Below are 24,394 nucleotides of genomic sequence, written 5' to 3'. Positions count from 1 at the left end.
TATATTGAATAACCAGTTACCCATTTTATTTATCTTGCTCTATCTATAAGGAATTTAGATTGTCTGAAGCATGGCATCGTATAATCCACTTATGTTCTTCTCAATTTGGTTAGTGGGGATTGTGTCTAAAAAAGGGAAACGTAAAGTAATTGAAATCATAGGACAGACATGATAATCTATTAAGACTATTCACTAATAAATTAAAATTGCTTTTAATCCCATATTTTTGCTTCACTAGATAATTGTTACCATGAAGAATATTGATTGGCAAACTGCCATAGAATTTGAAGATATAACCTATAAAAAATGTGACGGAGTAGCACGTATTGCTTTCAATCGTCCGGATATACGCAATGCTTTCCGGCCTAAAACAACCAGTGAACTCTATAAAGCTTTCTATGATGCCCAGGAAGATACTTCCATTGGAGTAGTATTGCTTTCTGCTGAGGGGCCTTCTTCAAAGGATGGAAAATGGGCTTTCTGTAGTGGTGGAGATCAAAAGGCTAGGGGACATCAGGGCTATGTGGGGGAAGATGGTTACCATAGGTTGAATATTCTGGAGGTACAACGATTGATAAGATTTATGCCCAAAGTGGTCATTGCCGTAGTGCCCGGTTGGGCAGTTGGGGGCGGACATAGCCTTCATGTGGTTTGTGATATGACCCTGGCCAGTAAAGAACATGCCATCTTTAAACAGACCGATGCCGATGTCACCAGTTTTGATGGAGGATACGGGTCTGCATACTTGGCCAAAATGGTGGGACAGAAAAAAGCCCGCGAAATTTTCTTTTTGGGTCGAAACTATTCCGCTCAGGAAGCTTATGAAATGGGAATGGTGAATGCGGTAGTACCCCATGCGGAATTGGAAGATACGGCATACCAATGGGCCCAGGAGGTGTTGGCTAAATCACCAACTTCCATAAAAATGCTAAAGTTTGCCATGAACCTTACCGATGATGGTATGGTAGGTCAACAAGTATTTGCTGGTGAAGCTACACGTTTGGCATATATGACCGATGAAGCTAAAGAGGGTAGAAACGCGTTTTTGGAAAAACGAAAGCCCAATTTCGGGAAAGATAAATGGATTCCGTAGTTCAATGGCCAATAGACAATGAACAATTATAATCTTCGCTCATGAAGCAGAGCTAACGAATTTTCGAGATAATTTGTGCAATTCGTGTCCTCCTGTTAAATTAAAAGTGCCTTAAACCAAAAAGAGCCTTGCCACTTGGGTCAAGACTCTTTTACGAGAACACTATATGAAAATGAAAAAATTTACTTTCTAATTAATTACATGGTAAATGTACCACCAGTGTTTCCGTAAATGAAATTATTGTTGTGAAGTGATACTTTATTGTGGTTTGCCGTCATTTTTGGCATATCACATCGATTTAGTGTATAGATTTTACGATAGCTGACAATATTTTATTGGCATCAAATTCAGGTTCTTCTGCCAATCCAGTACGTACAACAACCAAATCCTTGGAGGGAATCACAAACACATGTTGCCCTTGATAGCCATTACATGAGAACAAATCCTTTGGAACATCAGGGTATTTCTCTTCCGCATTCAACCAAAAATGTGCTCCGTATTCCCCGTTGGAGTGTAAAGTTGGTTCGGTAATGTAATCCACCCAGCCTGCGTCAAAAATCTGTTCACCATTCCAGCTTCCTTTATCAAGATAAAGCTGTCCAAACCGTGCCCAATCCCTGGTGTTTGCCCAAGCGTATGAAGATCCTACATAATTTCCGGCAATATCAGCTTCAAGTACCATGGAGTACATCCCAATTTTATCAATAAAGGATGAGTATGGGAAATCCAGATATTCCTGATGGCTTCTAAACTGCTGCCTTAATATACCCGAAAGTAGGTTAGAGGTCCCTGAAGAATAGTTCCATATCTCGGTGGGTTTGGCAACAGGTTGTTTTTCCTTTTGCAATTGGGTCATATCGCTTTCCAAAAACAACATTCTAGTAACATCAGAAATCTTGGTGTAGTCTTCTTGCCACTCCAATCCACTTTGCATTCTTAGGAGATGGTTTAAGGTTATCTCTTTTCGGTCATCCTCCTGCCATTCTGTAATGGGAGCTGGCCAATCCATTTCAACCTTGCCTTGGTGCTCCAAGACCCCAAAACATGTGGCCAACACGCTTTTGGTCATAGACCACCCTAAAATTGGAGTTTCGGGAGTAAATCCATCAATGTATTTCTCTGCCAATAAGTGACCTTTGTAAAGAACGAGCATGGTACGTGTCTTTTGTGCTTCGGGATTGGCAAAAGCCAAAGCAAAGGCCTTATTGAGCTGGTTCACGTCCACATTGGAAAACAATGTATCCTTTGGAGTTGCCTGTCCATAGGGATAAGGCACGGTATCCAATGGTCTATTCCTATTTGGTTTGATGGTGAGTTTATTGGGTTCATATTCATCATTTATCAAAACAGTTCCCAGTCCTTCTCTAAAAACGGCCTTACGTTCCATAAATCCATAAACCTTGGATGATGCAGATTTTTCATCCTGATTTACTTCCGTATCTGCCAATTCTATCATGGGAACATTGTTGTCGTTCTGGTTCATTGACGCAGCGGAGCGTTCAGCAACAAATACACCAGAAGCCATATTTTTGGCAGCATATCCAGAAATAATGTTCAATTTGGAATAGTTTAGGTAGATAACCACTCCTATCACCACAACTAGGAGTAGGAGCGTACGCTTAAGTAGTTTCATGATCAAGATTTATCGTATTTTTCTGCTGCTAAATATAAGCATTAAACCTATGTCCAACCTTGGAATGATCATAGAAGAAAGAAGCCGTGATATCGGAGATTTTATCGTAGGCAGACTGATTCCTTTTCGAAAAAAGAGAATGATAGGTCCGTTTATATTTATAGACCACATGGGGCCTACCCAACTTGGTCCAACCAAATATATGGATGTGGACCAGCATCCCCATATTGGGCTGTCCACCCTGACCTTTATGTTGGAGGGAGAGATATTGCACCAAGATAGTCTAGGTACATATCAACCTATTAAACCTGGCTCAGTGAACTGGATGACTGCCGGAAAAGGGGTCACCCACACCGAAAGAACGCCTGGCGCATTACGCAATGGCACCACTTTTACTGCACACGGTTATCAAATATGGGTGGCTTTACCCAAGGAACTGGAAGAAATGGAACCTGAGTTCCATCATATTGAGGGTGATAAGCTCCCCAAGTGGAAAGATGGAGAAACAGAGTTTACCTTGGTAGCTGGAGAGGGTTATGGAAAAAAATCCCCAGTACCTACATATTCTCCGCTATTTATGGTGGAAGTTAAGAATGTGTCCCAGTATGCTCTTAATGTAAACGGAAAATTAAAAGGAGAAATCGGTATTTGTATTGTAGAAGGAGGCCTAAAGGCCTGTGATGAAAAAGTAGGTAAGGGAAATATCTTGGTTTCTAAGGTAGAGGACACTTGTAAATTAGAATTGGAACCCAATACCCATCTAATATTGTTTGGGGGTGAGCCCTTTCCGGAGGAAAGACACATCTACTGGAATTTTGTCTCCTCAAGTAAGGATAAAATAGAGGCTGCAAAAAAGGCTTGGAAGGACAAGACTTTTCCCATGATGAAAAACGATGATACCTATGTTCCGCTGCCCAAATAAACCAAAGAATATGTAATTTTAGAATAGCAATCATACTTTCATCCTTTTGAAGCAAATATTTCTTGGTTTCGTTCTTTTGATTTCTTGTAAGGAAGCTCCCATTCCCGAAGAAAAACCAATGAAGGAGTTAGAGTGGATAGCCCATGAAGTTACCGCCTCAGCGTACAATTCGGTAGCATGGCAGACAGATAGCATAGACCCTAACATTGCCGCTTGGGGGGATACCCTAAAACCTGGAATGAAATGTATTGCCGTGTCCAGGGATTTAATCTCTTTGGGATTGACCCACAACACCATGGTAAAAATCGATACTTTTCCAGATACGTTCTATGTAAAGGACAAAATGCACAGGAGATGGAAGAACAGAATCGATATTTACATGGGGCAAAATGTAAAAAAGGCAAGAAATTGGGGAAAGAAAAAGTTGTTCATATGTTATGCCGTTCCTTTAGATACATCTACTACAAATATTATAAAATGAAAATTAGGCTAATGTTTGCTTTTTTAGCAATGTTTTTAGTTTCGTGTTCCTCGAGTAAGTCCATTGTGGACATCCCTATACTTTTTGATGAGCAGCGTGTTGAGCTAACCAAGGAGTATTTATTGAATCGATATAACCTTCAGCAAGAATCGCCTACAATAGTCCCTAAAATGGTTGTTTTGCATTGGACCGCTATCCCAACCCTTAAAAAGTCTTTTGAAGCCTTCAACAGACCCACATTGCCCAATTGGCGACCGGACATAGAAAGTGTGAGTGGGCTCAATGTTTCTTCGCATTTTTTGGTGGATCAAGATGGAACTATTTATAGGCTGATGCCCGAAACAACTATGGCAAGGCATACCATTGGCCTTAACCATTGTGCAATTGGAATTGAAAATGTGGGCGGCACAGAGAACCTACCATTGACCCGGAAGCAATTAAAGTCCAACATTTTTTTAGTGAACTACTTAGCTTCAAAATATGACATAGAATATGTCATTGGTCATCAAGAATATACCTTATTTGAAAGTCACCCGCTTTGGCTGGAAGTGGATGATGGCTATAGAACCGAAAAAACCGATCCAGGATTGGATTTTATGAACAAAGTTCGAAAAGCAACTAAAAAACTTAACTTTAAACCCGTTCCATCAAAATAGTACTATGTTGACCAGAATACTCTTATTGCTATTGGCGATTACCACACTTAGTTCAAACGCCCAAGACCTTACTTCAAATCTATATGAAACCTATGCCACTTATAAAGAGCCTTCTTTAAATAAAAGAAGGATTAAACACCATCAAATTCAACCGTTGATTCAGAATTTTCAGGCCAATCCCAAATTTCACGTAAAAAAAGTGGGAGAATCCATAGAGGGTAGAGGATTGCATCTGATAAGTATTGGATCTGGAAGTATCAATGTCTTTTTGTGGTCGCAAATGCACGGAAACGAACCCACGGCCACTCAAGCTATTTTTGATATTCTTAATTTTTTGGACGCCCCTGAATTCGAGGAAGAAAAACAGGAAATACTTTCCAATTTAACACTACACTTTTTGCCCATGCTCAACCCAGATGGGGCAGAAGTGTTTCAAAGGCGAAATACCTTGGGCATAGACATCAACCGGGATGCTTTAAGGCTGCAGTCACCTGAAGGAAGGACATTGAAACGGGTCAGGGATAGTCTTGAAGCTGATTTTGGATTCAACCTGCACGATCAAAGCACCTATTACAATGCGGAGCTTACAGATAAGCCTGCCACCATTTCTTATTTGGCAACGGCTTTCAATTATGAAAAGGACATCAACGAGATACGCTCCAATGCCATGAAGGTCATAGTCTACATGAACAACATCATCCAAAAATATGCACCAGGACAAGTAGGTCGCTATAGTGATGATTTTGAACCTCGCGCCTTTGGCGATAACATTGCCAAATGGGGGACCAGCCTTATTTTAATTGAGTCAGGAGGGTATGCAAATGACCGGGAAAAGCAGGAAATTAGAAAATTAAACTATGTTTCTATCCTTTCCGCTCTTTACACCATAGCTAAAGATTCCTATAAAAATATACCCATTGAAGATTATGAAAAGATTCCAAGAAATGACCGCAAGCTTTTCGATTTAAAAATTGAGAACGTCACCTATGAACTCTTGGGCAAGGACTATATTTTGGATTTGGGCATACATCGACAAGAAGTTGACCTCGAAGGTCATAACCATTTTTACTACAAAAGCTCACTTGTTGATCAAGGGGATCTTTCTACCTATTTTGGATACGAAACTTTTGATGCATCTGGTTACAAAGTAGTGGCCCCAAAGATCTATCCAAGATCAATGAATACCAATACCAGGGCTTTGTGGAATGCTGAAGGAAGTCCCTTTAAATCGGGTTATGGATATTTCAAAACCGATTTCCTTCCCCCAATTCCATATTCTGAACTTCCTGGACATTTTATTTCTGATACCTATACTGTTCCGGACTTTATTCTAAAACCAGGGGTGAATCCCACATTCTTTCTGGAAAAAGGAGGTGTACTCACACATGCAGTTATAAATGGCTTCTTAATCGACCTTTCAAAGCCGATTGAAGACCAAAACTTTGGGAATGCACTGATTTTACGTTAATATCCAAATTGAATGTTCATGCTAAATCCATAAATCATCAAAAGGATAAACATGATAACTAGTGTACATACAATGGATAGGAATAGTGATAACACTAAACTTTTGTAGCCATTGGAGAGAGGTCCAATCGCACTGTTCTGAATAATTTCTTTGATTACACCCATAACATTTTCTTTGAGTTAAACCTTATTGTTGCCCTTTAAGGTGTAATTAGTTGTTGTCTATATTAATTAAACAACCGTTGGTCTAAAAACCCTACTATGTTTGGGTCTTTACTCGCTGGAATAGGACAAGATTCGTTATCTTAAAAGCTCAAATAATCTATACAAACATGAAATATCTTGTACTAGCACTTCTTAGTCTTGCATCCTTTCAAATGGGCAATGCCCAAGAAACCTCAATTGATTTGTTCAACGGCAAAGATTTGGATGATTGGGTAAAACACGGAGAGGAAAAATGGTATGTTGAAAATGGAGAATTGGTCTGTGAAAGTGGTCCCAAAGCAGAATATGGCTATTTATCCACCAAGGCCAATTATAAGAATTTTGATTTGACCCTGGAATTCAAACAGGAAAATGATGGTAATAGTGGAGTATTTTTCAGATCTACTTTTGAAGGCACTAAAGTGAGTGGATGGCAGGTGGAAGTTGCTCCGCCACAAAAACATACAGGTGGAATTTATGAATCCTATGGAAGGGGCTGGTTGATCAAACCTGACGCAGAAAAAGATAAGAATCTAAAAATGGGCGAATGGAACACCATGAGAATACGGGTTCATGGAACTAGTGTGACCACTTGGCTCAATGGAGTAGAAATGATAACCTTGGACGACGAAAAAATTGGCCAGGGGGAAGGAGCAATCGCTCTTCAAATCCATGATGGCGGAGGAATCAAGGTTAAATGGAGAAACATTAAATTGAAACCCATACAGGTTCAATAAAAAACTTAGCCGTGATTTAGTCTAGTATTTTGCAGGAGTGACTACAAAGCTTCTGTATTCCACAGGACCATGGTCTCCTTGAATCATAAAGGAACCTGGTTCCCCTTCTTTGCTGTCAAGTGCTCCACCGGTTATTCCCGGTATGGTCTGGTCATTGATAACAGTACGCCCGTTAGCCACAATGGTCACCCTACGACCTATAAGGGTTATATCGTAGGTTTGCCATTCACCTGCAGCTTTAGCAGCATTTTCATTGGGCTCTAAAAAGCCGTAGACCCCACCAAAATAGATATCCATAGGGTCCAAGCCCATGTTGTCCGCTATCTGTACCTCATATCTCCCTCTAAGATAAATTCCACTATTACTCTTTTCTGGGTAACGAAATTCTACGTGAAGTTTGAAATTTTGGAATTTTTCGTCAGAAATCAAATTTGAGCCTGCTTCAGGATTGATTAAAACTCCATCTTTGATCACCCATTGCTTTTTTTCTCCATCAGTGTGCCAACCACTTAAATCCTTACCATTAAACAATTGTATAGGCTCGCCCCAAACAGGGTCTTCGACATACGCCATTTTTGGAGCTCTAACCCCGGTCCATTGTACCACACTGCCATCGGTATAAACCATGGAACCTTTCAGGTTTCCATCTATCAATTCGCCGTTAAAGACCATATCACTGCCTTCAGGCTCCCATTGGCGTGGAATACTAAAACTGAATTTGGAGTCGCCCTCTGTCTTAATTTCTGAAATAGGTCGTGCACTTCCAAAAGCAAATACAAAACGACCGATCAAAGTTTCATGTCCTGAATGCCTAATTTCCAGCCATGATGGAACCGTTTTGCCATTGAACTCCATTTCCAAATCCCACCTGCCTTCTAAGGGATTTATGGTTTGGGCTGATAAATTCAAGGACAAGCTTAGAAATACAATAGCGATAAAACGGTACAAAGTCATGTTGTGAAAATTTAGAAGAGCCCCAAGATACGGGATATTTGTACAACCCCATAACTCAAAGATCAGAAAACAACACTATTCACACCCTCCAATAAAGTCATTGGCAGAAAACTTGGTTTGGACCGCTCCTTGGAGGCCTCCGTGAGTTAATTGAATGACCAGATTGTTGTCCCCGCTACCATCTCGTTTAGGGGTACAATACTCGAACAGGTAAAAGCTATTGGCCTGTTCTGACACACGCTGGGATATCTGGTTGAATGTAGCTTCTAACTCTTCCTTGTTATTGGCAAATACACTAGCGGTCTTCCCAATTTCCTCCAATATGCCCGTGTCAATTTCTGCACCAAGCCCAATGGTGAAATAGGAAATGTTTCTATTGGCATTGTTGACAGCACGAAGAGCCTCGGCTTGAGTAAATCTGGAAGCTTGGTCAGTTCCATCTGTAAACAGCACAATCGATGCTGCTCCAATTATGGAATTCTCGTTGTTGGATTTTATTAACCCCTCAGCAATAGCTGTGGATTTGATTACCGCACCGTACAGGTCCGTGGAAGGGTCGTTGCTAATATTCGTGTCAATTCCGTTTATAGCGGATATTAATTCGGTAGCGGATGAAGTTGGTTCATTTAGAAGATGTAGTTCATCTTCACCATCAAACCAATAAATTGCCATTTTAAAGGAATCCGGTGTAGAATCGGGCATAACGTTGTCGATAAAACTCGTAGAAGCGGATTTTAATTGCTCCAAACTTCCTTGCAGAACACTATTGCTTAAGTCCAACACAAGTAAGGTGTTATTTTGAAAAACTTGGGAATTGGATGAAATTCGAGCCTTAGATTCGGAAGAGGAAATAGTTTTGAAACAATCATCGTTTCTTCCTTGCTCATAAATTTTGAACTCATCAGCGGTCAATCCTGAAATGGGGTTCCCTGACACATCGGATACTTTAAAAAGTATGGATACTTTCCCGGGTAGGGTAGTGTATTCATCCTGGATGGACAACAACAATTCGTTTTGTTCAAAACCAAGACAGTCATCGGGTTCTTTGCCCAATCCCAGTTCGCGTTGATTGATATCAAAACTGACATCGTCATCCGCATTACCACAGGAAAAAACGGAAGCTACCAAAAGAAGTGCAATGAACTTGCGTACATTTTTCATTTTCAAAGAATTTGAGGTTCTTCTTGAAAAACGTTGAATTTCTGTGAAAATTACCTAGAGATTGAGTAATAGCTTTAAAGAAACGTTAAAAAAAGTTGGTCCTTGTTAAAAAAAACGCACTCAGTTCAAATTTTGGTAACTTCAACAAAACTAAAACTCAATTCGACAACTATGCCAACGTATCAAATCAAAGTCAATGGAACTTCCAAAACAGTTGATGTTGCGGAAGACACTCCGGTATTATGGGTGCTAAGGGATCATTTAGACCTTGTGGGCACCAAATATGGATGTGGAATAGGCCAATGCGGAGCCTGCACCATCCATGTTGATGGAACTGCTATGAGAAGTTGTTCGCTGACCTTGGCCCAGATTGATGGAAAATCCATAACCACAATTGAAGGATTATCCGAAGATGGAACACATCCGGTGCAAGAAGCCTGGAAAGAAGTGGATGTTCCTCAATGTGGATATTGCCAAGCAGGTCAGATTATGACCGCCTCAGCGTTTTTGGAGAGCAACCCAAACCCCAGCGAGGAAGACATTGAAAATGCCATGCACGGTAACATTTGCCGTTGCGCCTCCTACACCCGTATCAAGAATGCAGTCAAGATTGCTGCGGAAAACATGGGTTGATCAAACCATTAACTTTTACTTAAAAACTCAAAAATGTCTACAAATAAAAACAAAACATTAAGCAGAAGGGCCTTCATGCGAAACACTTCTCTGGCCGGAGGAGGGTTGGTCATAGGCTTCAATCTTTTCCAGGCGTGCAAACCTAAGGTAGTTGCTGAACCTACCATTGACTTGGCCTCCCTAGATTACAATGATTTCAATGCTTTCATAAAGATTGCGGACAATGGTGCAGTCACTATTTTCTCTCCCAACCCTGAGGTTGGTCAAGGGGTGAAGACCTCTATGCCCATGATTATTGCCGAAGAGCTAGATGTGGCATGGAAAGATGTATACGTAGAGCAGGGAATCTTGGATACTGAAAATTACACAAGGCAGGTTGCCGGAGGTAGCCAATCCATTCGCTTTGGGTGGGATGCTCTACGTCAGACCGGAGCGGCCGCCAAACAGATGTTGGTAAGTGCAGCCGCAGCCAAGTGGGGCGTTGACCCATCAGAATGTTCAGTAAGTGAAGGTGTAATTACCAACGCAGCAGGGGAGACCTTGGGCTATGGTGATGTGGTGAATGAGGCTTCTTTGTTAGAAGTTCCAGACCTTGAAGAAGTTGCGCTCAAGTCGCCCAAAGATTATAAGATTATTGGCAAGGACGCATCCAATGTGGATATTGACAAGATCATTACCGGAAAGTCCTTATATGGAATGGACTACAAAACGGAAGGAATGCTTTATGCAGCTGTTCTTAGACCTCCCGGATTTGGTCAAACATTGGTTTCCTATGACGATTCCAAAGCTAAAACTATGCCCGGTGTGGTCGATATCATTAAAATTGGGGAGAAGTTGAGGGGACTCTTTGAAAAGGACCAAGGATTTAGCAGTAAAATATCTTCAAGTGATAAAGTTGTTGTGCTTGCCGAGTCAACCTGGCAGGCCCTAAAGGCCAAAGAGGCCATCGTTGCAGAATGGAAGGACGATACCACCATGGAAAGCACCGAAAAGCATGAAGAAATATTGACCGACCTATTGGATAATGGTAAGTTTGAGACCAGACGCTCCGATGGAAATATCAAAACAGCATTTGCGCAGGCCGACCAAATTTTGGAACGGACGTACGAGTCTCCTTTCTTGCCTCATAGCTGTATGGAACCTATGAATTTTTATGCCAATGTTACCAATGAAAAAGTGCACTTGGTAGGTCCCATACAAACTCCAGAATGGAAAGCAGGGTTGGTTTCCCAGATGTTGGATCGCCCCCAGGAAGAAATCCTTATGGAAATGACTCGTATTGGTGGAGGTTTCGGAAGAAGGCTTTATGGGGATTTTGTTATGGAAGCCGCTGAAATCTCAGATGCAATAAGAAAACCGGTCAAGGTTGTTTACAGTAGGGAAGATGATATGAATGCGGGGGTGTACAGGCCTGCCATCAAATACAGGATCAAAGCTGGTATTAAAGACGGCAAAATCACAGCATACCACCTTAAGGAAGCTGCCATAAATGATAATATGTATGGACTTATTCCTAATTTTTTCCCAGCAGGTGCCATAGAAAATTATCAGGTCGATTCGGTTGCTTATGATAGTAATATCACAACTGGAGCTTGGCGTGCACCTTATACCAACTTCCTTGCTTATGCAGAGCAGAGTTTCTTTGATGAATTGGCAGAATTGATGGAAGTCGATAAAATCCAAATGAGATTAGACCTGCTCGATAAGGTAAAACCGGAGGAAGACGAGCGCATACAGTACTCACCAGAACGTATGAAGGAGGTAATCAACGTAGCTGTTGAAAAATCAGGTTGGGGAACCAAACCTTCAAACGTCTATCAAGGTTTTGTAAACTATTACTGCCATAACTCCCACGTAGCCGAAGTAGCTGACGTAGAAATTGAAAACGGAGAACCAGTGGTCAAGAAAATAACCTGCGTGGTTGATTGTGGAATAGTCATCAATCCTGTGGGTGCACTGAACCAAATTGAAGGAGGGGTTCTAGATGGAGTAGGGCATTCCATGTATGGGGAACTTGCATTTGCAGATGGGAAACCTGTTGCAACCAATTTTGATAGATATAGGCTGCTCAGAATGCGTGAGGCTCCCGAAGTGGTGACCTATTTAATAGAAAATGAACACTCTCCAACAGGTTTGGGAGAACCAACGTTGCCACCAGCAGGAGGTGCAATTGCCAATGCACTTAAAGCAGCAACAGGAAATAGACTTTATAAACAACCATTTATCAATACACCTGAACTTTTAAAAATACCAGAAAAAGAAATTATAGGTTGATTAAATGACGATACTCTTATTTGGAATTACAAAGGACATCGTGGGAAGTCCCACGTTGTCCGTTCCAACATCCAATATTTCAGGAAAAAAAGTCCCAAATACAGTCAAAGAACTCAAAACTTATTTGGGAAAGAACTATCCTGAACTTAATAAATTATCTTCTTTGGCTGTAGCTGTGAACAATTCTTATGCTGAAGATGATACAATCATCAATTCTTATGACGAAATTGCGCTTATCCCTCCAGTTAGCGGAGGATGATAGCGGGGCAAAATTTTAGAAGATTTATGCTGATAGACAATCACGGAAGAAAAATCAATTATCTGAGACTTGCGGTTACAGACCGATGCAATCTTCGTTGTAATTATTGTATGCCCTCAGAAGGTATTGATTTTGTGAAGAACGATAGGTTGCTCACCATACCTGAACTGATTCAGACCAGCAGGGTTTTGGTTTCTCAAGGCATTGACAAAATCAGAATAACCGGAGGTGAGCCTTTTGTACGAAAGGATTTGATGATTTTATTGCGAGAACTCAGCCAGATGGATGGGCTAGATGAAATTTCGGTCACTACAAATGCCACCTTGATTGGTCCTCATATAGACGAACTCAAGGAATTGGGGATTAAGAACGTGAATGTAAGTTTGGATTCCATCAATAGGGAAACCTTTGAACGCATTACCCGAAGAAAACAATTTGACACGGTCCACAATAACCTCATAAGACTAATTACGGAAGGGTTCAATGTCCGGATTAATTTTATAGTACTGGATGGTCAGAACGAACAGGACATAATTCCGATTTTGGAACTTATGAAACATTACAATGTGTCTGTTCGCTTTTTGGAAGAAATGCCATTTAATGGCGGGTCTAAGGAATTCAACCAGATTAAATGGAACTACAAGGCCATTCTGAAACATATTGCTTCGCAATACCCTGATTATAAAAAGATTGAATCTCCGAAGACTTCAACCTCCATCAACTATAAGATAGATGGACATAAGGGAACTTTCGGAGTGATTCCATCCTTTAGCAGAACCTTTTGCGGAAGTTGCAATAGACTTCGAATAACTGCCACAGGGGATGTCATCACTTGTCTATACGGGAAACCTAAGGCCAATCTCCGTGATATCATCAGAAAGGAAAAAAATGATGAAAATATCAAGGATACCATTCTCAAAGTAATTGGCAACAGGGCCAAAACAGGTTTTGAAGCCCAAAATGAACACACCAATACCGTATTCCATAATTCAATGACATCAATAGGAGGCTAGTTGTATCGGCAAAAAGGCGTAATTTGGGGAGATGAAGGGAGAAAATGATATGATTATGAAAAACAACACGCCAAAACTTAATGGTTTGGTGCTAGCTGGGGGCAAAAGCACCCGGATGGGGTCTGACAAAGGTCTATTGACTTATCATGGGGTTCCACAACAAGAATATCTGTACAAATTACTGGAACAAATCTGCGACAACGTTTTTCTCAGCATTCGCCATGAACAAGAAGCGTCTGTCCCAGAAGGCTTTAATGTAATCCCAGATAAAAACGAATACCGAGGGCCTTTTAATGGAATTTTGAGCGCTCACGCTCATGACCCAGATGCAGCTTGGTTGGTCCTTGCTTGCGATCTTCCGCTAATAGACCTAGAGACGTTACAACAATTGGTTTCTGAAAGAAACAGTAACAAAGTCGCCACTTCATTCGCAACAAATAAGACAAAGCTTCCGGAACCATTGATTACCATCTGGGAGCCCGATAGTTTAAAGAATGCCATCGAGTACCTTAAATCGGCAGAGAGCAGTTGCCCGAGGAAGTTTTTGATCAATTCGGAAACGGAACTTGTTCATCCTGAAAAGGATGAGGTGCTTTATAATGCCAATTCCATTTCTGATTATGAGTTTGTAAAATCTAAAATTGTCTGACCTATGGACTCCAGGTATATCCGACAGACCCAATTGAAAGATTTTGGTCCAAAAGCCCAAGAAAAGTTGGCCAACAGTAAAGTGTTGGTTGTTGGTTTGGGCGGATTAGGGATACCTGTGCTGCAATACCTCAATGCCATGGGAGTGGGCACAATTGGTCTAATGGACCAGGATGCGGTGGAGCTGCATAATTTACAGCGCCAGGTGCTCTATACCGAAAAGGATTTGGGAAGAATGAAATTGGAGGTGGTCCATGAAAAATTGACGCATCAAAACTCTCAGACCCAATTTGTTTTGCATGATAGCTTCCTAGTTAAAAGCAACGCATTGGAAGTAATTAAAGATTACGATGTGGTAATCGATGCCACGGATAACTTTCCTACACGGTATTTGATCAATGATGCCTGTGTTGTACTCAATAAACCGTTCATTTATGGCGCATTGCATGGTTTTGAAGGTCATGTAAGCGTGTTTAATTACAAGGATGGACCAACATATCGTTGTCTATATCCAGATATGCCGGGAGATGAGGAAGTACCCAATTGTAATGAAAATGGGGTTTTAGGGGTGGTTCCCGGTATTATTGGAACACTGCAAGCCCTTGAAACGGTAAAAGTACTTGCGGAAATAGGAGATGTGCTATCCGGAAAATTGTTGGTTTTTGATGGATTAAACCATCAATTTGCGAAAATTGCTTTCAAGACAAAAGTGGAAAATAAGGCCATTAAAGAACTTCAAGAGTCTTATGATATTTCAGACTGTGATATAGTACCAACGATTGACCCGGAATCTTTTCTTTCCGTAAGAAAAAAAGATGGTCAATATCTATTGATAGATGTAAGAACGACTCAGGAGTTTGAAGAAAATCATTTGGAGGATGCCATTAATGTACCATTGGACCAAATAGATTCGTGTGCATCGGTTCTAGAGAAAAAGAATACCGTTTATGTAATCTGTCAGTCTGGAAAACGTAGTAAACTTGCGGTAAAGAAATTACAGGCTGGTTTCCACAATGTCAGTTTTTACCATATTTCTGGAGGAATGAACAAAATGACAAGCCTATGTCCTTAACACCTGGCGATTTTGTATTGCTCACATTGGCTTTCTTTGTGGTAGCAACCTTGTACTCCGCGGTAGGTTTTGGGGGAGGGTCAAGTTATTTGGCTATCCTCACCTTGGTTATAGCGAGTTTTTTCGCAATACGTACAACAGCATTGCTGTGCAATCTTGCGGTAGTTTCGGGAAGCTGTCTTCTTTATTATAAAAATGGACATCTACAGTTCAAGAAATTTCTTCCATTCATTATAACCAGTATTCCCATGGCATTCTTAGGTGCTGCGTTCCGATTGAAAGAACAGGTTTTCTTCATTCTATTGGCAATGGCCTTGATTGTTTCGGCGGTTGCCCTTATCTATCAAACTTTAGCACTTAAAACCAATTTAAGTGTCAAAAAATATCCCGTTTTCACTCCTTATGTCATTGGAGCCGGAATAGGCCTGCTATCTGGTTTAGTGGGTATTGGGGGCGGAATTTTCCTGGCCCCGGTACTGCACCATATGAAATGGGACAAACCCATAGTGATAGCTTCGCTGGCCAGCTTTTTTATTTTGGTCAATTCCATTTCCGGTATTGGAGGATTGTTCGTAAGCGATTCCTTTGAGATATTTTGGCCCGAAATCTTAGGGTTGCTTTTCGCGGTCCTACTTGGCGGACAGCTGGGCGTAAGGTTGAGCATCAGCAAACTATCAGCTAAACGAATTAGAATGTTGACCGCTTTCTTGGTACTTTTTGTGGGAACAAGGGTATTATTGAAAAACGGATTGCAAATAACCCTCTTTACATGATTTCTTTTGAAGAAGCGTTGCAAAAAGTGCTTGCTTTAACGGCCAGTTATGGAAATGAAAGCATAAAGCTCGAACATTCCTTGGGGAGAATTTTGGCGGAAACCATTGTGGCCGATAGAGATTTTCCTCCATTTAACAGGTCTACCAAGGATGGTATCGCAATAAATTTTGATGGGCTGAAATCCCAAAATCAACAACTGAAAGTAGAAGGAATAGCTCAAGCGGGGAATCCACAACTCAGTTTGAAGGATACTTCAGCCTGTATCGAGGTAATGACCGGAGCTATCGTTCCGAACAATGCGGATACGGTGGTCATGTATGAGCACACGTCCAAACAAAAGGACGGCTTTTCAGTTGATAAACCCATTGCCAAGGGACAAAATATTCATCCTCAAGCAAGCGATATCGCCATGGGTGAAGTTTTATTGCATCCAGGTGAAATCGTGACAGCTGCGGAAATTGGAGTTTTGGCTTCTGTTGGCAAAGCAGATGTAGTTGTAAAAAAGACGCCAAAGATTGCCGTAATTTCTACAGGAAATGAATTGGTTGATGTTTCTGAAGTTCCTGAACCGTACCAAATTCGAAAATCCAATTCCCATACCGTTGCGGCACTGTTGCAAAAAGAAGGAATCCTGGCAGATATCCATCATATCTTGGATGATCCGGCCACTATAAAAGAAAGGTTGGCTTCCTGTATTCATGGGTATGATGTCCTGATTTTAAGTGGAGGAGTTTCCAAAGGAAAATATGACTATTTACCAGAGCTATTTGAAGAATTGGGAGTAAAAAAAATATTTCATAGGGTACGACAGCGTCCCGGAAAACCATTTTGGTTTGGAAAGCAGGATCAAACACAAACCACCGTTTTTTCTTTTCCAGGAAATCCAGTATCCACCTTTGTAAATTACCAGGTCTATTTTAAACCATGGCTTAACAAAACTTTGGGAGTGCAAACACCGCAATTTGCCGTAATTTTAGAAGGTACAATTACAAATAAAATCGACCTTACCGTTTTTGTGGGAGTAAAAACCACTTTAAAAAATGGAACGTTATACGCCCAGCAGGTATCTACAACAGGATCTGGAGATTTGATTGGATTATCTAAAATAGACGGAGTGGTTCAACTTAATCCAAATGAAGCCAAGGAAAAAGATGATATAGTTCCCTTTATCCCCACCAAAAGTATCTTTTGATATGACACATGAATTAAAGAATATCATCCAGCAGTATCAACAAAGAAAACACGAACAGGCTGTTTTGGCAACTGTAGTGGCTTTGGATGGGTCTTCCTATCGTAGACCCGGAGTTAGAATGCTCATTTTTGAAAATGGGGACATGGTAGGTGCGGTCAGTGGGGGATGTGTTGAAAAGGAGGTATTGAGACAGGCCCAGGCCGTGTTTTCAAATGGGGTTTCAAGAATAATGATATACGATGGAAGGTATCGCTTAGGGTGCGAAGGAATACTCTACATTCTCCTGGAAGTTTTTGAGCCTAGCGAATCCTTCATAACCCAATTTTGGAAAACCATTGAAAAACGGGAATCATTATTTATGAGTTCATACTACAAAAAGGAGTTAAGCGACCATAAAGATTATCATACAGTATTTAGATTTAATGATAAGATGTTTCCTGTTTCGGAAAGAAAAGTGGCTAACAACCCTGAACTTTTGATTTTTGAACAGGAATTAGACCCTTGTTTTCAATTGATTATTATTGGAGCCGAGCATGATGCCGTCCAATTATGCAAATTTGCGTCAATGACAGGTTGGGAAGTCACGGTTGTTGCCAATCCAAGGGAGGAAAAGACAGAAAACGATTTTCCGGGAATCCACAAATTGGTTCTTGTCGAACCGGAGGCCTTCAGTCCAGAACTGGACGATCAAACCGCGGTAATGGTAATGACCCATAGTTTTGTAAAAGACCTTCAATATGTTATTTCGCTCAAAGAGCAAAGAGGAGCTTATATAGGATTGTTGGGGCCATTCAAAAGAAGGGAAAAGTTATTTCAAGAGCTATTTGAACGTCATCCAGATATTTCCGAAGATTTTTTAGAGAGCATTCATGGTCCCGCAGGTATGGACATTGGCGCGGAGACCCCGCAAGAAATATCTATATCCATTTTATCCGAGATTTTATCTGTCGTCAATAAAAAGGAACCTAGTCTACTAAAGCATAAACTGGGGAAAATCCACACTTGATTCATGGCGGACTCCATAGCTATTTTGATTTTGGCAGCGGGTTCATCTTCAAGAATGGGAGATGAAATCAAACAACTGCTACCCTGGAAAAACTCCACTTTTCTGGGACATGCCATAGCTCAAGCTAAACAGGTGACGGATTCTACATATGTTGTGTTGGGGGCTAATATGGACCTGATTAAAAGAAAACTTCCTCAAGGAACTTCTACAATAGAAAACCCAAATTGGAAAAATGGAATGGGAAGTTCCATCTCAATAGGAGTGGAGTACATACTAAAACAAACGCGAGACCTTGATGGACTGTTGATCATGACAGTGGACCAACCGCTGCTGGATGCAGAATATTTGAATGAAATGATAGCCAATTTTAAAACAAAGGAGTATAAAATTGTAGCTACTTCCTACGGTAAGCGCGCTGGGGTACCAGCAATATTCCATAAATCTATGCTGAAGGAGCTTATTTCACTACATCAAGATTATGGCGCCAAACATGTTATTTCTGAAAACATAGCTCAAACCAAAATGATGTCGGCATCAGGTAAGGAAATCGATATTGACACTTTAACAGATTATCATAATATAATAAACTGATTTACAATATGATGAAATCTTACATCTTTACTTTTACTTTAGCATTTTTCTTTTCTAATTTTTCAGGCATTTCCCAAGAAATGGGTTTTGAAGAATATAATCCAACATCGACTCTCAAAGTATCTGAAAACCCTGTAGAACGAGCCAAATTCACTTTCATAGACGTGCATAGCCACCAGTTTAGGATGGCCACACAGGATCTTTCAACGTTGATAAGGGATATGGACCAACTCAACATGGGGATTATGGTGAACCTAAGCGGTGGTTCCGGAAAAGAATTACGGGACAAGTTAAAGAATGTAAACACGCATTATCCCAATAGGTTTGTGGTTTTTGCTAATGTAGATTTTAGCGGCGTAGGCAATTCCAATTGGGGAGAGCAGGCTGCTGCCCAACTGGAGTTGGATGTTAAAAGTGGTGCTAAAGGCCTAAAAATCTATAAGAGCCTCGGTCTCAGAAATAATGATGTTAATGGGAATCGTATTGCCATTGATGACCCGCGATTGGACCCTGTTTGGGCCAAATGTGGTGAGCTTGGAATTCCTGTATTGATTCACGCTGCGGATCCAAAATCATTCTGGGACCCAATGGACAGCAAAAATGAACGCTGGTTGGAGTTAAAAACTAGGCCACGTAGAAAACGTTCAGACGATAATCCGGCACCATGGCAGCAAATTATTGATGAACAACATAGAATGTTCAAAAAACACCCCAAAACAAAGTTTATCAATGCACATATGGGTTGGTACGCTAACGATTTGGACAGGCTAGGGGAGCTGCTCGATGAAATGCCGAACATGTCGGTTGGTATTGGTGCCATTATTGCGGAATTAGGACGTCAACCTAGAAGAGCAAAGGAATTTTTCATTAAATACCAGGACAGGATTCTATTTGGCAAGGACAGTTGGAAACCCGAAGAGTTTCCAACCTATTTTAGAGTTCTGGAAACAGCGGATGAGTACTTTCCATACTATAAAAAATATCATGCATTCTGGGCAATGTATGGGCTGGATCTACCCGATGAAGTTTTGAGAAAAGTGTATTTTGAGAACGCATTGAACCTTATCCCAGGTCTGGATAGATCATTGTTCAAGGGCTGATGAATTTCCTCGAGGCGTTTTTTTAGAATCCAGATTTAGGGTTTCCAAATCTTGAAAAATACCACATGAAACCTGCTTTTTGACCAATGTTCGGGTTTTCTTTCGCTTGACAAGGGCTTCTATTTCTTTGTTTAGGAATTGCATAAAAGCGTTTTAGCTTCAAACGGATTTTTAGGGGACTTATTTTCGGTCCAATCTACTTTCAACGTATTCCAATACTGCCATCCAACTCATCTTCAAGATCAATGCAGCAGCAGGCAGGTTGTCTTCTTCCAATGCCTGTACAATGGCTTCATTCTGATTGTTCAAAAGTGAATGGAAAGAAGAATCCTCTCCAAGCCCACGTTCGTAGAACAGGAGTCTCATCTTTAAATCTTCAAGGATTTGTAGCAAAACTTTGTTTTTACAATTTTGGACAAGAAGACCATGAAATTCGAATCTATGTGAGATAGCATCCTTAGAGTTGCCTGCAATCTCCATCTTTTTGTGATGAGTTCTTAAGGTGTTCAAATCCATTTTTGAAAATGAAGAGGCTTCTAGGGCCATCATTTCCAGCTGTGCTGTCATCTCGTAGAGATCTCTGGCTTCTTCCTTGCTCAATCGGGTTACCAAGAACCCTCTTTTGGGGACCGCTTTTATGACCCTAGCATGCTCCAACTGACTGAGCGCTTCTCTAATAGGCGTAACGCTTACCCCAATTTCCCTGGAAAGTTTGGCCAAGTTTATTGTTTTTCCAATAGGAAGCTCGCCTTTTTGTATTTGCCCGAGTAAATAATCCTTTACCGAGTCCCGAAGCACCAAAGATTGTGTCATATCCAAATATACACAATCGTATACGATTCATACATAAACTGAATCTTAGGGTCTGGTTATTAATAACTTAGGGCAAACAGCAAAAAACACTATTATGAAAACTACCATCCGACTGAGTTTATTTTTATTTCTTTTTTCCGGTATTCTATTCGCATGCAGCAACAAATCTGATGATTATGAGCCCCCACGCGAGGAGGAAGAACAACAGATAGCAATGGACAGCATAAATTCTGCTGAATCACGTAGGATTGAATTGAGCAATTAAATCTTTATTACCTTTTTTGCCCTAGATCCAAATCTTCATGTCTGTAGCCAAAGTGTATTCATCTATATGAACATCCGGATGGGTATTCCCTAAATCAATGCCTGACCGGAAGCCATAGGTTTTGAAAATATTTCCTTATTTTTCCTAAACCTAATTAGTTGAACACTATAAATCCCTTCGATTCTATGAGACTGCGATACCTTTCGGTTTTTTTATTCCTTCTTTTTTCCTGTAAACAAAGTGAAACTGTACAGATTACAAGTCTATATGACACGCAATTGTTCAAAGATGTGCAGCTCTCATCAATTTTTGAAGACTCCAAAACCTTTGTGGATCTAGTCCCAAAAAAGAATTTTAGAGAGTTGGAAGCTCTTTATTTAGATGAGAAGGACAATCAGGATTTTAGTTTGAAGGATTTTGTGGATAGAAACTTTGAAGATCATTCCATGAAAGCCTTGGAATTTGAAACAGATACCACAAATACTATGTACGAGCATATTGCGCTTATGTGGGACAAATTGACCAGGGAGCCCGATGCCCATATTCCTAATTCCTCCAGAATCCCATTACCAAAAAAATACGTGGTTCCAGGTGGTAGGTTTCAGGAAATCTATTATTGGGATAGCTATTTCACCATGGAAGGGCTTTTGGCGGATGGCCGAGATGATTTGGCAAAAAACATGGTGGACAACTTTAGCTTTTTAATCGATTCCATTGGGTTTATACCTAATGGTACACGCGATTATTATCGAACTAGGTCACAACCACCTTTCTATGCCTTAATGGTGGATGCTTTGTCCAGAAAAGATGAAAACGTGGTACTGTACTATTTGCCAGAACTCGCCAAAGAATATGATTTTTGGATGCAGGGCAGTGAAAATGTTGTTCAGGCAAGGCCACAAAACCATGTGGTGGACTTAGGAATAAATGTGTATTTGAACAGATACTGGGATAAAGGAGATTCACCCAGGCCAGAGGCGTATAAAGAAGACTTGCACTTAGCGAGTTCAATGGAGTCGGACACCTTGAAAAAAGCCCTCTATAAAAATTTAAGGTCTGCTGCAGCTTCAGGATGGGATTTTAGCTCAAGATGGTACGGTAAAAAAGATGAGTTCAATTCTACCGAGACCACATCGATCCTACCAGTGGATTTAAATTGCTTGACGTACTTCATGGAGCATATGTTGTACAGGGCAAGTTTGCTTAAAGGTGATGATGAGGCTAAAAACGAATTTTTCCAAAGATCTCAATCAAGGAAGGCGGCCATCAGACAATATTTCTGGAACGAGGATACTGGATATTTCCATGATTACAATTTTGACCGGGAATCCCTCACGCCAGAAATGACCTTGGCAGGGGCGTATCCCTTATTTTTTGGCTTGGCAACAAAAGAACAGGCTGAAAAGGTTAAAAATGTATTGATGGAAACCTTTCTAAAAGATGGGGGATTGGTGACTACCTTAGAACATACCGGGCAGCAATGGGACGCTCCAAACGGTTGGGCTCCCTTACAATGGGTAGCTGTTAACGGGCTCCTGCGCTATGGTTATCAAAAAGAGGCCTCCGAAATAATGCAACGATGGTTGGCACTCAATGAAAAAGTATATAAGAACACCGGAAAAATGATGGAAAAATACAATGTGGAAGACCTTACCTTACTTTCTGGTGGTGGCGAATACCCTAACCAAGATGGATTTGGTTGGACCAACGGTGTGGCAGTGGGATTCAAGAAAATCTTAAGCGAATTGGAGGCACAAAACAATTAGTACGGAGTGTAAGTTTCGTGTTTTTAGGTAGACTGATTTATTCAACCCATCAATCAAAAAATGGCAAAGTCCCTTTTGTTCATTCCTGACATTTCTGGATACACGAAGTTTATCCAAACTACCGAAATTGAACATAGTCAACATGTAATTTCTGAACTTCTTGAAGTTTTGGTCAATGCAAATACTCAAGAATTGAAATTGGCTGAAATTGAAGGGGATGCACTCTTTTTCTATAAAGAAAACGAAATCCCTTCCCAGGAAAATCTCCTCGCACAGATTGAATCCATGTTCACTGCATTCTATAGCCATCTCAAAATGCTGGAAAAGAATCGCGTGTGTCCCTGTAATGCGTGTGCTACAGCTCCCAATCTTCAATTAAAAGTGATTGTGCACAGCGGGACCATTCAACATATAGAAGTCCAGGGAAACAGAAAACCTTTTGGCAAACAAGTTATAGAGGCCCATAGGTTGCTTAAAAACTCTGTTGAGAGTGATAATTATACTTTGATTACCAGAAGTCTAGCATTGGATATTATGCTTTCACCATATTATTCAAGTAAGATTTTCAGGTTTAGGCAAGGTTCTGACTCCTATGATGATGCACAAGTGGAATATATATATTCCATTATTGATCCCAAAGAACTAAGACTTAAAACGTTTCCGGAACCCAAAAAGCTACATTTTGATTACCCTCCCCATTTAGTTGTGAAAAAGGATTTTCCGATCACTTCGGAAAAACTTATGGAATACGTGACCAATTATTCATATAGAAAATATTGGCAAGATGGGGTGGACAAAGTGGAATATGACGGAAATGAGGTAACCCGATTGGGCACTGAGCATACTTGCGTAATCAATGGGAAGCATCTGAATTTTATAACGGTGACAAAAGATGTTCCAGAAGATGTATTGGTATACGGAGAGTTGGCCACGAGTCCTATATTTTTTGATGAACTGGTACAGTTCTATGTATTCAAACAAGTATCTGAAAATGTGTGCGAGCTTTCAGTTGAAACCTTTTGGAAGGTTAAGTCGCATATAAAAAGGATATTCTTGATGCCTATGATCAGAAAATCGTTCCGTAAAAACCTAAACCATGGTTTAGAGGGTTTGTACAGCTTTGTTGTAAAAGAAATGGGTGAAATTGATTGATGGCATCCATTCTACCACCTCAATTTTATTTCCTGAACATTCATAAATTAGATGGAATTAAAAGCAACTGTAATTTTGACGGAATCAGCAGGATACTCCAAAACTCCCTTAGCCAAGAAATTGGGAATCAAAGAGAATTTTAAGATTGTTCTCTATAATTCTCCATCACATTATTGGGATTTGTTCTCGGATTTACCAGAAAATATTCAAATCATTAAAAAACCGAAGGAGCAGACCATTGACTTCGTACATCTATTCTGTACTTCACATAAAGAACTTATCAAAACCGTCTCCAAGTACCATGTTTCAATCAAGAAAACTGGTATGTTATGGGTAAGTTGGCCCAAAGGAACATCAAAAATCAAAACAGACCTTAAGCGTGATATGATAAGAGAGCACCTTCTTTCAGTTGGGTTGGTGGATATAAAAGTAGCTGCTGTCGATGAGGATTGGAGCGGACTAAAATTTGTATACAGGTTGAAGGACAGAAACTAATCCATTCTTTTTCTGCATTGTACGACTTTTTTC

The 24,394-nt window shown here is 40.5% G+C and carries 25 protein-coding genes; 21 read left to right on the top strand and 4 right to left on the bottom strand.

Annotated features, from left to right (window positions below):
* Positions 1-250 precede the first annotated feature (250 nt).
* On the top strand, positions 251-1,093 hold the full coding sequence (locus tag DX873_RS05440) for a 1,4-dihydroxy-2-naphthoyl-CoA synthase (RefSeq protein WP_116183479.1): 843 nt from the start codon (positions 251-253) through the stop codon (positions 1,091-1,093).
* 298 nt (positions 1,094-1,391) lie between these two features.
* Here the strand turns inward: DX873_RS05440 and DX873_RS05435 are convergent, their stop codons facing one another.
* Positions 1,392-2,726, bottom strand: a complete 1,335-nt coding sequence (locus DX873_RS05435; RefSeq protein ID WP_116183478.1) for a serine hydrolase domain-containing protein — start codon at positions 2,724-2,726, stop codon at positions 1,392-1,394.
* 49 nt (positions 2,727-2,775) lie between these two features.
* Between DX873_RS05435 and DX873_RS05430 the strand changes: the two genes are divergently transcribed.
* From DX873_RS05430 to DX873_RS05410, 5 genes are all read left to right on the top strand, one after another.
* The gene (locus DX873_RS05430; protein ID WP_116183477.1) at positions 2,776-3,648 is read left to right on the top strand and encodes a pirin family protein; all 873 of its coding nucleotides are present in this window, start codon (positions 2,776-2,778) and stop codon (positions 3,646-3,648) included.
* 118 nt (positions 3,649-3,766) lie between these two features.
* Positions 3,767-4,129: a 3D domain-containing protein gene (locus DX873_RS05425; protein WP_116183828.1), complete on the top strand. Its 363-nt coding sequence runs from the start codon at positions 3,767-3,769 to the stop codon at positions 4,127-4,129.
* The gene (locus DX873_RS05420) at positions 4,126-4,785 is read left to right on the top strand and encodes a peptidoglycan recognition protein family protein (protein ID WP_116183476.1); all 660 of its coding nucleotides are present in this window, start codon (positions 4,126-4,128) and stop codon (positions 4,783-4,785) included. The genes DX873_RS05425 and DX873_RS05420 overlap by 4 nt, the downstream gene beginning before the upstream one ends.
* A 4-nt stretch (positions 4,786-4,789) precedes the next feature.
* Entirely contained in the window at positions 4,790-6,253 is a 1,464-nt protein-coding gene (locus DX873_RS05415) for a M14 family zinc carboxypeptidase (protein WP_116183475.1), read from the top strand.
* Positions 6,254-6,584: 331 nt separating this feature from the next.
* Positions 6,585-7,193 carry a 3-keto-disaccharide hydrolase gene (locus DX873_RS05410; RefSeq protein WP_116183474.1) on the top strand — a complete coding sequence of 203 codons (609 nt, stop codon included), beginning with the start codon at positions 6,585-6,587 and terminating at the stop codon, positions 7,191-7,193.
* Positions 7,194-7,214: 21 nt separating this feature from the next.
* Here DX873_RS05410 and DX873_RS05405 read toward each other — a convergent pair whose 3' ends face one another.
* Together DX873_RS05405 and DX873_RS05400 are read right to left on the bottom strand one after the other, a co-directional pair.
* Positions 7,215-8,147, bottom strand: coding sequence for a 3-keto-disaccharide hydrolase (locus tag DX873_RS05405; RefSeq protein WP_116183473.1), 933 nt, complete (start codon positions 8,145-8,147; stop codon positions 7,215-7,217).
* A gap of 75 nt (positions 8,148-8,222) precedes the next feature.
* Entirely contained in the window at positions 8,223-9,308 is a 1,086-nt protein-coding gene (locus DX873_RS05400) for a vWA domain-containing protein (RefSeq protein ID WP_116183472.1), read from the bottom strand.
* A gap of 171 nt (positions 9,309-9,479) precedes the next feature.
* On the opposite strand from DX873_RS05400, the gene DX873_RS05395 reads away from it, so the two are divergent.
* Genes DX873_RS05395 through DX873_RS05345 form a run of 11 tightly spaced genes read left to right on the top strand, consistent with a single transcriptional unit; the run spans position 9,480 to position 19,870 of the window.
* The gene (locus DX873_RS05395) at positions 9,480-9,941 is read left to right on the top strand and encodes a (2Fe-2S)-binding protein (protein WP_116183471.1); all 462 of its coding nucleotides are present in this window, start codon (positions 9,480-9,482) and stop codon (positions 9,939-9,941) included.
* A gap of 33 nt (positions 9,942-9,974) precedes the next feature.
* Positions 9,975-12,215 (top strand): xanthine dehydrogenase family protein molybdopterin-binding subunit, encoded by a 2,241-nt coding sequence (locus DX873_RS05390; protein WP_116183470.1) that lies wholly within the window; start codon positions 9,975-9,977, stop codon positions 12,213-12,215.
* Between the two features lie 4 nt (positions 12,216-12,219).
* Complete coding sequence (locus DX873_RS05385; RefSeq protein WP_116183469.1) at positions 12,220-12,474, top strand: MoaD/ThiS family protein; 255 nt, start codon at positions 12,220-12,222, stop codon at positions 12,472-12,474.
* Positions 12,475-12,500: 26 nt separating this feature from the next.
* On the top strand, positions 12,501-13,487 hold the full coding sequence (moaA, locus tag DX873_RS05380) for a GTP 3',8-cyclase MoaA (RefSeq protein ID WP_116183827.1): 987 nt from the start codon (positions 12,501-12,503) through the stop codon (positions 13,485-13,487).
* A gap of 55 nt (positions 13,488-13,542) precedes the next feature.
* Positions 13,543-14,136, top strand: a complete 594-nt coding sequence (locus DX873_RS05375) for an NTP transferase domain-containing protein (protein WP_116183826.1) — start codon at positions 13,543-13,545, stop codon at positions 14,134-14,136.
* Between the two features lie 3 nt (positions 14,137-14,139).
* The gene (locus DX873_RS05370; protein ID WP_116183468.1) at positions 14,140-15,207 is read left to right on the top strand and encodes a HesA/MoeB/ThiF family protein; all 1,068 of its coding nucleotides are present in this window, start codon (positions 14,140-14,142) and stop codon (positions 15,205-15,207) included.
* Positions 15,198-15,980 (top strand): sulfite exporter TauE/SafE family protein, encoded by a 783-nt coding sequence (locus DX873_RS05365; protein ID WP_116183467.1) that lies wholly within the window; start codon positions 15,198-15,200, stop codon positions 15,978-15,980. The genes DX873_RS05370 and DX873_RS05365 overlap by 10 nt, the downstream gene beginning before the upstream one ends.
* Entirely contained in the window at positions 15,977-17,173 is a 1,197-nt protein-coding gene (locus DX873_RS05360) for a molybdopterin molybdotransferase MoeA (RefSeq protein WP_116183466.1), read from the top strand. Before DX873_RS05365 ends, DX873_RS05360 begins: the two co-directional genes overlap by 4 nt.
* 1 nt (position 17,174) lies before the next feature.
* Entirely contained in the window at positions 17,175-18,179 is a 1,005-nt protein-coding gene (locus tag DX873_RS05355) for an XdhC family protein (RefSeq protein WP_116183465.1), read from the top strand.
* A 3-nt stretch (positions 18,180-18,182) separates the two neighbouring features.
* A complete protein-coding gene (locus DX873_RS05350; protein ID WP_116183464.1) occupies positions 18,183-18,770 on the top strand; it encodes a nucleotidyltransferase family protein in 588 nt (195 codons plus the stop codon).
* Positions 18,771-18,778: 8 nt separating this feature from the next.
* Positions 18,779-19,870: an amidohydrolase family protein gene (locus tag DX873_RS05345; protein WP_232520865.1), complete on the top strand. Its 1,092-nt coding sequence runs from the start codon at positions 18,779-18,781 to the stop codon at positions 19,868-19,870.
* Positions 19,871-20,050: 180 nt separating this feature from the next.
* Here the strand turns inward: DX873_RS05345 and DX873_RS05340 are convergent, their stop codons facing one another.
* The gene (locus DX873_RS05340; protein WP_116183463.1) at positions 20,051-20,683 is read right to left on the bottom strand and encodes a GntR family transcriptional regulator; all 633 of its coding nucleotides are present in this window, start codon (positions 20,681-20,683) and stop codon (positions 20,051-20,053) included.
* A 94-nt stretch (positions 20,684-20,777) separates the two neighbouring features.
* On the opposite strand from DX873_RS05340, the gene DX873_RS18835 reads away from it, so the two are divergent.
* The 4 genes from DX873_RS18835 (at position 20,778) to DX873_RS05325 (ending at position 24,361) form a co-directional block, all read left to right on the top strand.
* The gene (locus DX873_RS18835) at positions 20,778-20,948 is read left to right on the top strand and encodes a hypothetical protein (protein WP_181899442.1); all 171 of its coding nucleotides are present in this window, start codon (positions 20,778-20,780) and stop codon (positions 20,946-20,948) included.
* Positions 20,949-21,133: 185 nt separating this feature from the next.
* Positions 21,134-22,714 carry an alpha,alpha-trehalase TreF gene (gene treF / locus DX873_RS05335; protein ID WP_116183462.1) on the top strand — a complete coding sequence of 527 codons (1,581 nt, stop codon included), beginning with the start codon at positions 21,134-21,136 and terminating at the stop codon, positions 22,712-22,714.
* Between the two features lie 60 nt (positions 22,715-22,774).
* Positions 22,775-23,866 (top strand): DUF2652 domain-containing protein, encoded by a 1,092-nt coding sequence (locus tag DX873_RS05330; protein ID WP_116183461.1) that lies wholly within the window; start codon positions 22,775-22,777, stop codon positions 23,864-23,866.
* Positions 23,867-23,917: 51 nt separating this feature from the next.
* On the top strand, positions 23,918-24,361 hold the full coding sequence (locus tag DX873_RS05325; RefSeq protein ID WP_116183460.1) for a DUF3052 family protein: 444 nt from the start codon (positions 23,918-23,920) through the stop codon (positions 24,359-24,361).
* Positions 24,362-24,394: the final 33 nt, after the last annotated feature.

It is taken from the genome of Flagellimonas nanhaiensis (genome assembly GCF_003382275.1).
Taxonomy (GTDB): domain Bacteria; phylum Bacteroidota; class Bacteroidia; order Flavobacteriales; family Flavobacteriaceae; genus Flagellimonas; species Flagellimonas nanhaiensis.
The sequence above is the reverse complement of the archived record's forward strand: the minus strand, read 5'-3'. Positions and strand labels throughout refer to the sequence as shown.

Excerpts from the sequence above, each read along its gene's own strand:
- DX873_RS05410 (WP_116183474.1), top strand. The coding sequence starts at position 6,585 with ATGAAATATCTTGTACTAGCACTTCTTAGTCTTGCATCCTTTCAAATG.
- DX873_RS05425 (WP_116183828.1), top strand. The coding sequence starts at position 3,767 with ATGAAGGAGTTAGAGTGGATAGCCCATGAAGTTACCGCCTCAGCGTAC.
- DX873_RS05375 (WP_116183826.1), top strand. The coding sequence starts at position 13,543 with ATGAAAAACAACACGCCAAAACTTAATGGTTTGGTGCTAGCTGGGGGC.
- treF (WP_116183462.1), top strand. The coding sequence starts at position 21,134 with ATGAGACTGCGATACCTTTCGGTTTTTTTATTCCTTCTTTTTTCCTGT.
- DX873_RS05360 (WP_116183466.1), top strand. The coding sequence starts at position 15,977 with ATGATTTCTTTTGAAGAAGCGTTGCAAAAAGTGCTTGCTTTAACGGCC.
- DX873_RS05400 (WP_116183472.1), bottom strand. The coding sequence starts at position 9,308 with ATGAAAAATGTACGCAAGTTCATTGCACTTCTTTTGGTAGCTTCCGTT.
- DX873_RS05405 (WP_116183473.1), bottom strand. The coding sequence starts at position 8,147 with ATGACTTTGTACCGTTTTATCGCTATTGTATTTCTAAGCTTGTCCTTG.
- DX873_RS05440 (WP_116183479.1), top strand. The coding sequence starts at position 251 with ATGAAGAATATTGATTGGCAAACTGCCATAGAATTTGAAGATATAACC.
- DX873_RS05390 (WP_116183470.1), top strand. The coding sequence starts at position 9,975 with ATGTCTACAAATAAAAACAAAACATTAAGCAGAAGGGCCTTCATGCGA.
- DX873_RS05350 (WP_116183464.1), top strand. The coding sequence starts at position 18,183 with ATGGCGGACTCCATAGCTATTTTGATTTTGGCAGCGGGTTCATCTTCA.
- DX873_RS05330 (WP_116183461.1), top strand. The coding sequence starts at position 22,775 with ATGGCAAAGTCCCTTTTGTTCATTCCTGACATTTCTGGATACACGAAG.
- DX873_RS05420 (WP_116183476.1), top strand. The coding sequence starts at position 4,126 with ATGAAAATTAGGCTAATGTTTGCTTTTTTAGCAATGTTTTTAGTTTCG.
- DX873_RS05395 (WP_116183471.1), top strand. The coding sequence starts at position 9,480 with ATGCCAACGTATCAAATCAAAGTCAATGGAACTTCCAAAACAGTTGAT.
- DX873_RS05430 (WP_116183477.1), top strand. The coding sequence starts at position 2,776 with ATGTCCAACCTTGGAATGATCATAGAAGAAAGAAGCCGTGATATCGGA.
- DX873_RS05365 (WP_116183467.1), top strand. The coding sequence starts at position 15,198 with ATGTCCTTAACACCTGGCGATTTTGTATTGCTCACATTGGCTTTCTTT.
- DX873_RS05340 (WP_116183463.1), bottom strand. The coding sequence starts at position 20,683 with ATGACACAATCTTTGGTGCTTCGGGACTCGGTAAAGGATTATTTACTC.
- moaA (WP_116183827.1), top strand. The coding sequence starts at position 12,501 with ATGCTGATAGACAATCACGGAAGAAAAATCAATTATCTGAGACTTGCG.
- DX873_RS05355 (WP_116183465.1), top strand. The coding sequence starts at position 17,175 with ATGACACATGAATTAAAGAATATCATCCAGCAGTATCAACAAAGAAAA.
- DX873_RS05385 (WP_116183469.1), top strand. The coding sequence starts at position 12,220 with ATGACGATACTCTTATTTGGAATTACAAAGGACATCGTGGGAAGTCCC.
- DX873_RS05325 (WP_116183460.1), top strand. The coding sequence starts at position 23,918 with ATGGAATTAAAAGCAACTGTAATTTTGACGGAATCAGCAGGATACTCC.
- DX873_RS05435 (WP_116183478.1), bottom strand. The coding sequence starts at position 2,726 with ATGAAACTACTTAAGCGTACGCTCCTACTCCTAGTTGTGGTGATAGGA.
- DX873_RS05345 (WP_232520865.1), top strand. The coding sequence starts at position 18,779 with ATGATGAAATCTTACATCTTTACTTTTACTTTAGCATTTTTCTTTTCT.
- DX873_RS05415 (WP_116183475.1), top strand. The coding sequence starts at position 4,790 with ATGTTGACCAGAATACTCTTATTGCTATTGGCGATTACCACACTTAGT.
- DX873_RS05370 (WP_116183468.1), top strand. The coding sequence starts at position 14,140 with ATGGACTCCAGGTATATCCGACAGACCCAATTGAAAGATTTTGGTCCA.
- DX873_RS18835 (WP_181899442.1), top strand. The coding sequence starts at position 20,778 with ATGAAAACTACCATCCGACTGAGTTTATTTTTATTTCTTTTTTCCGGT.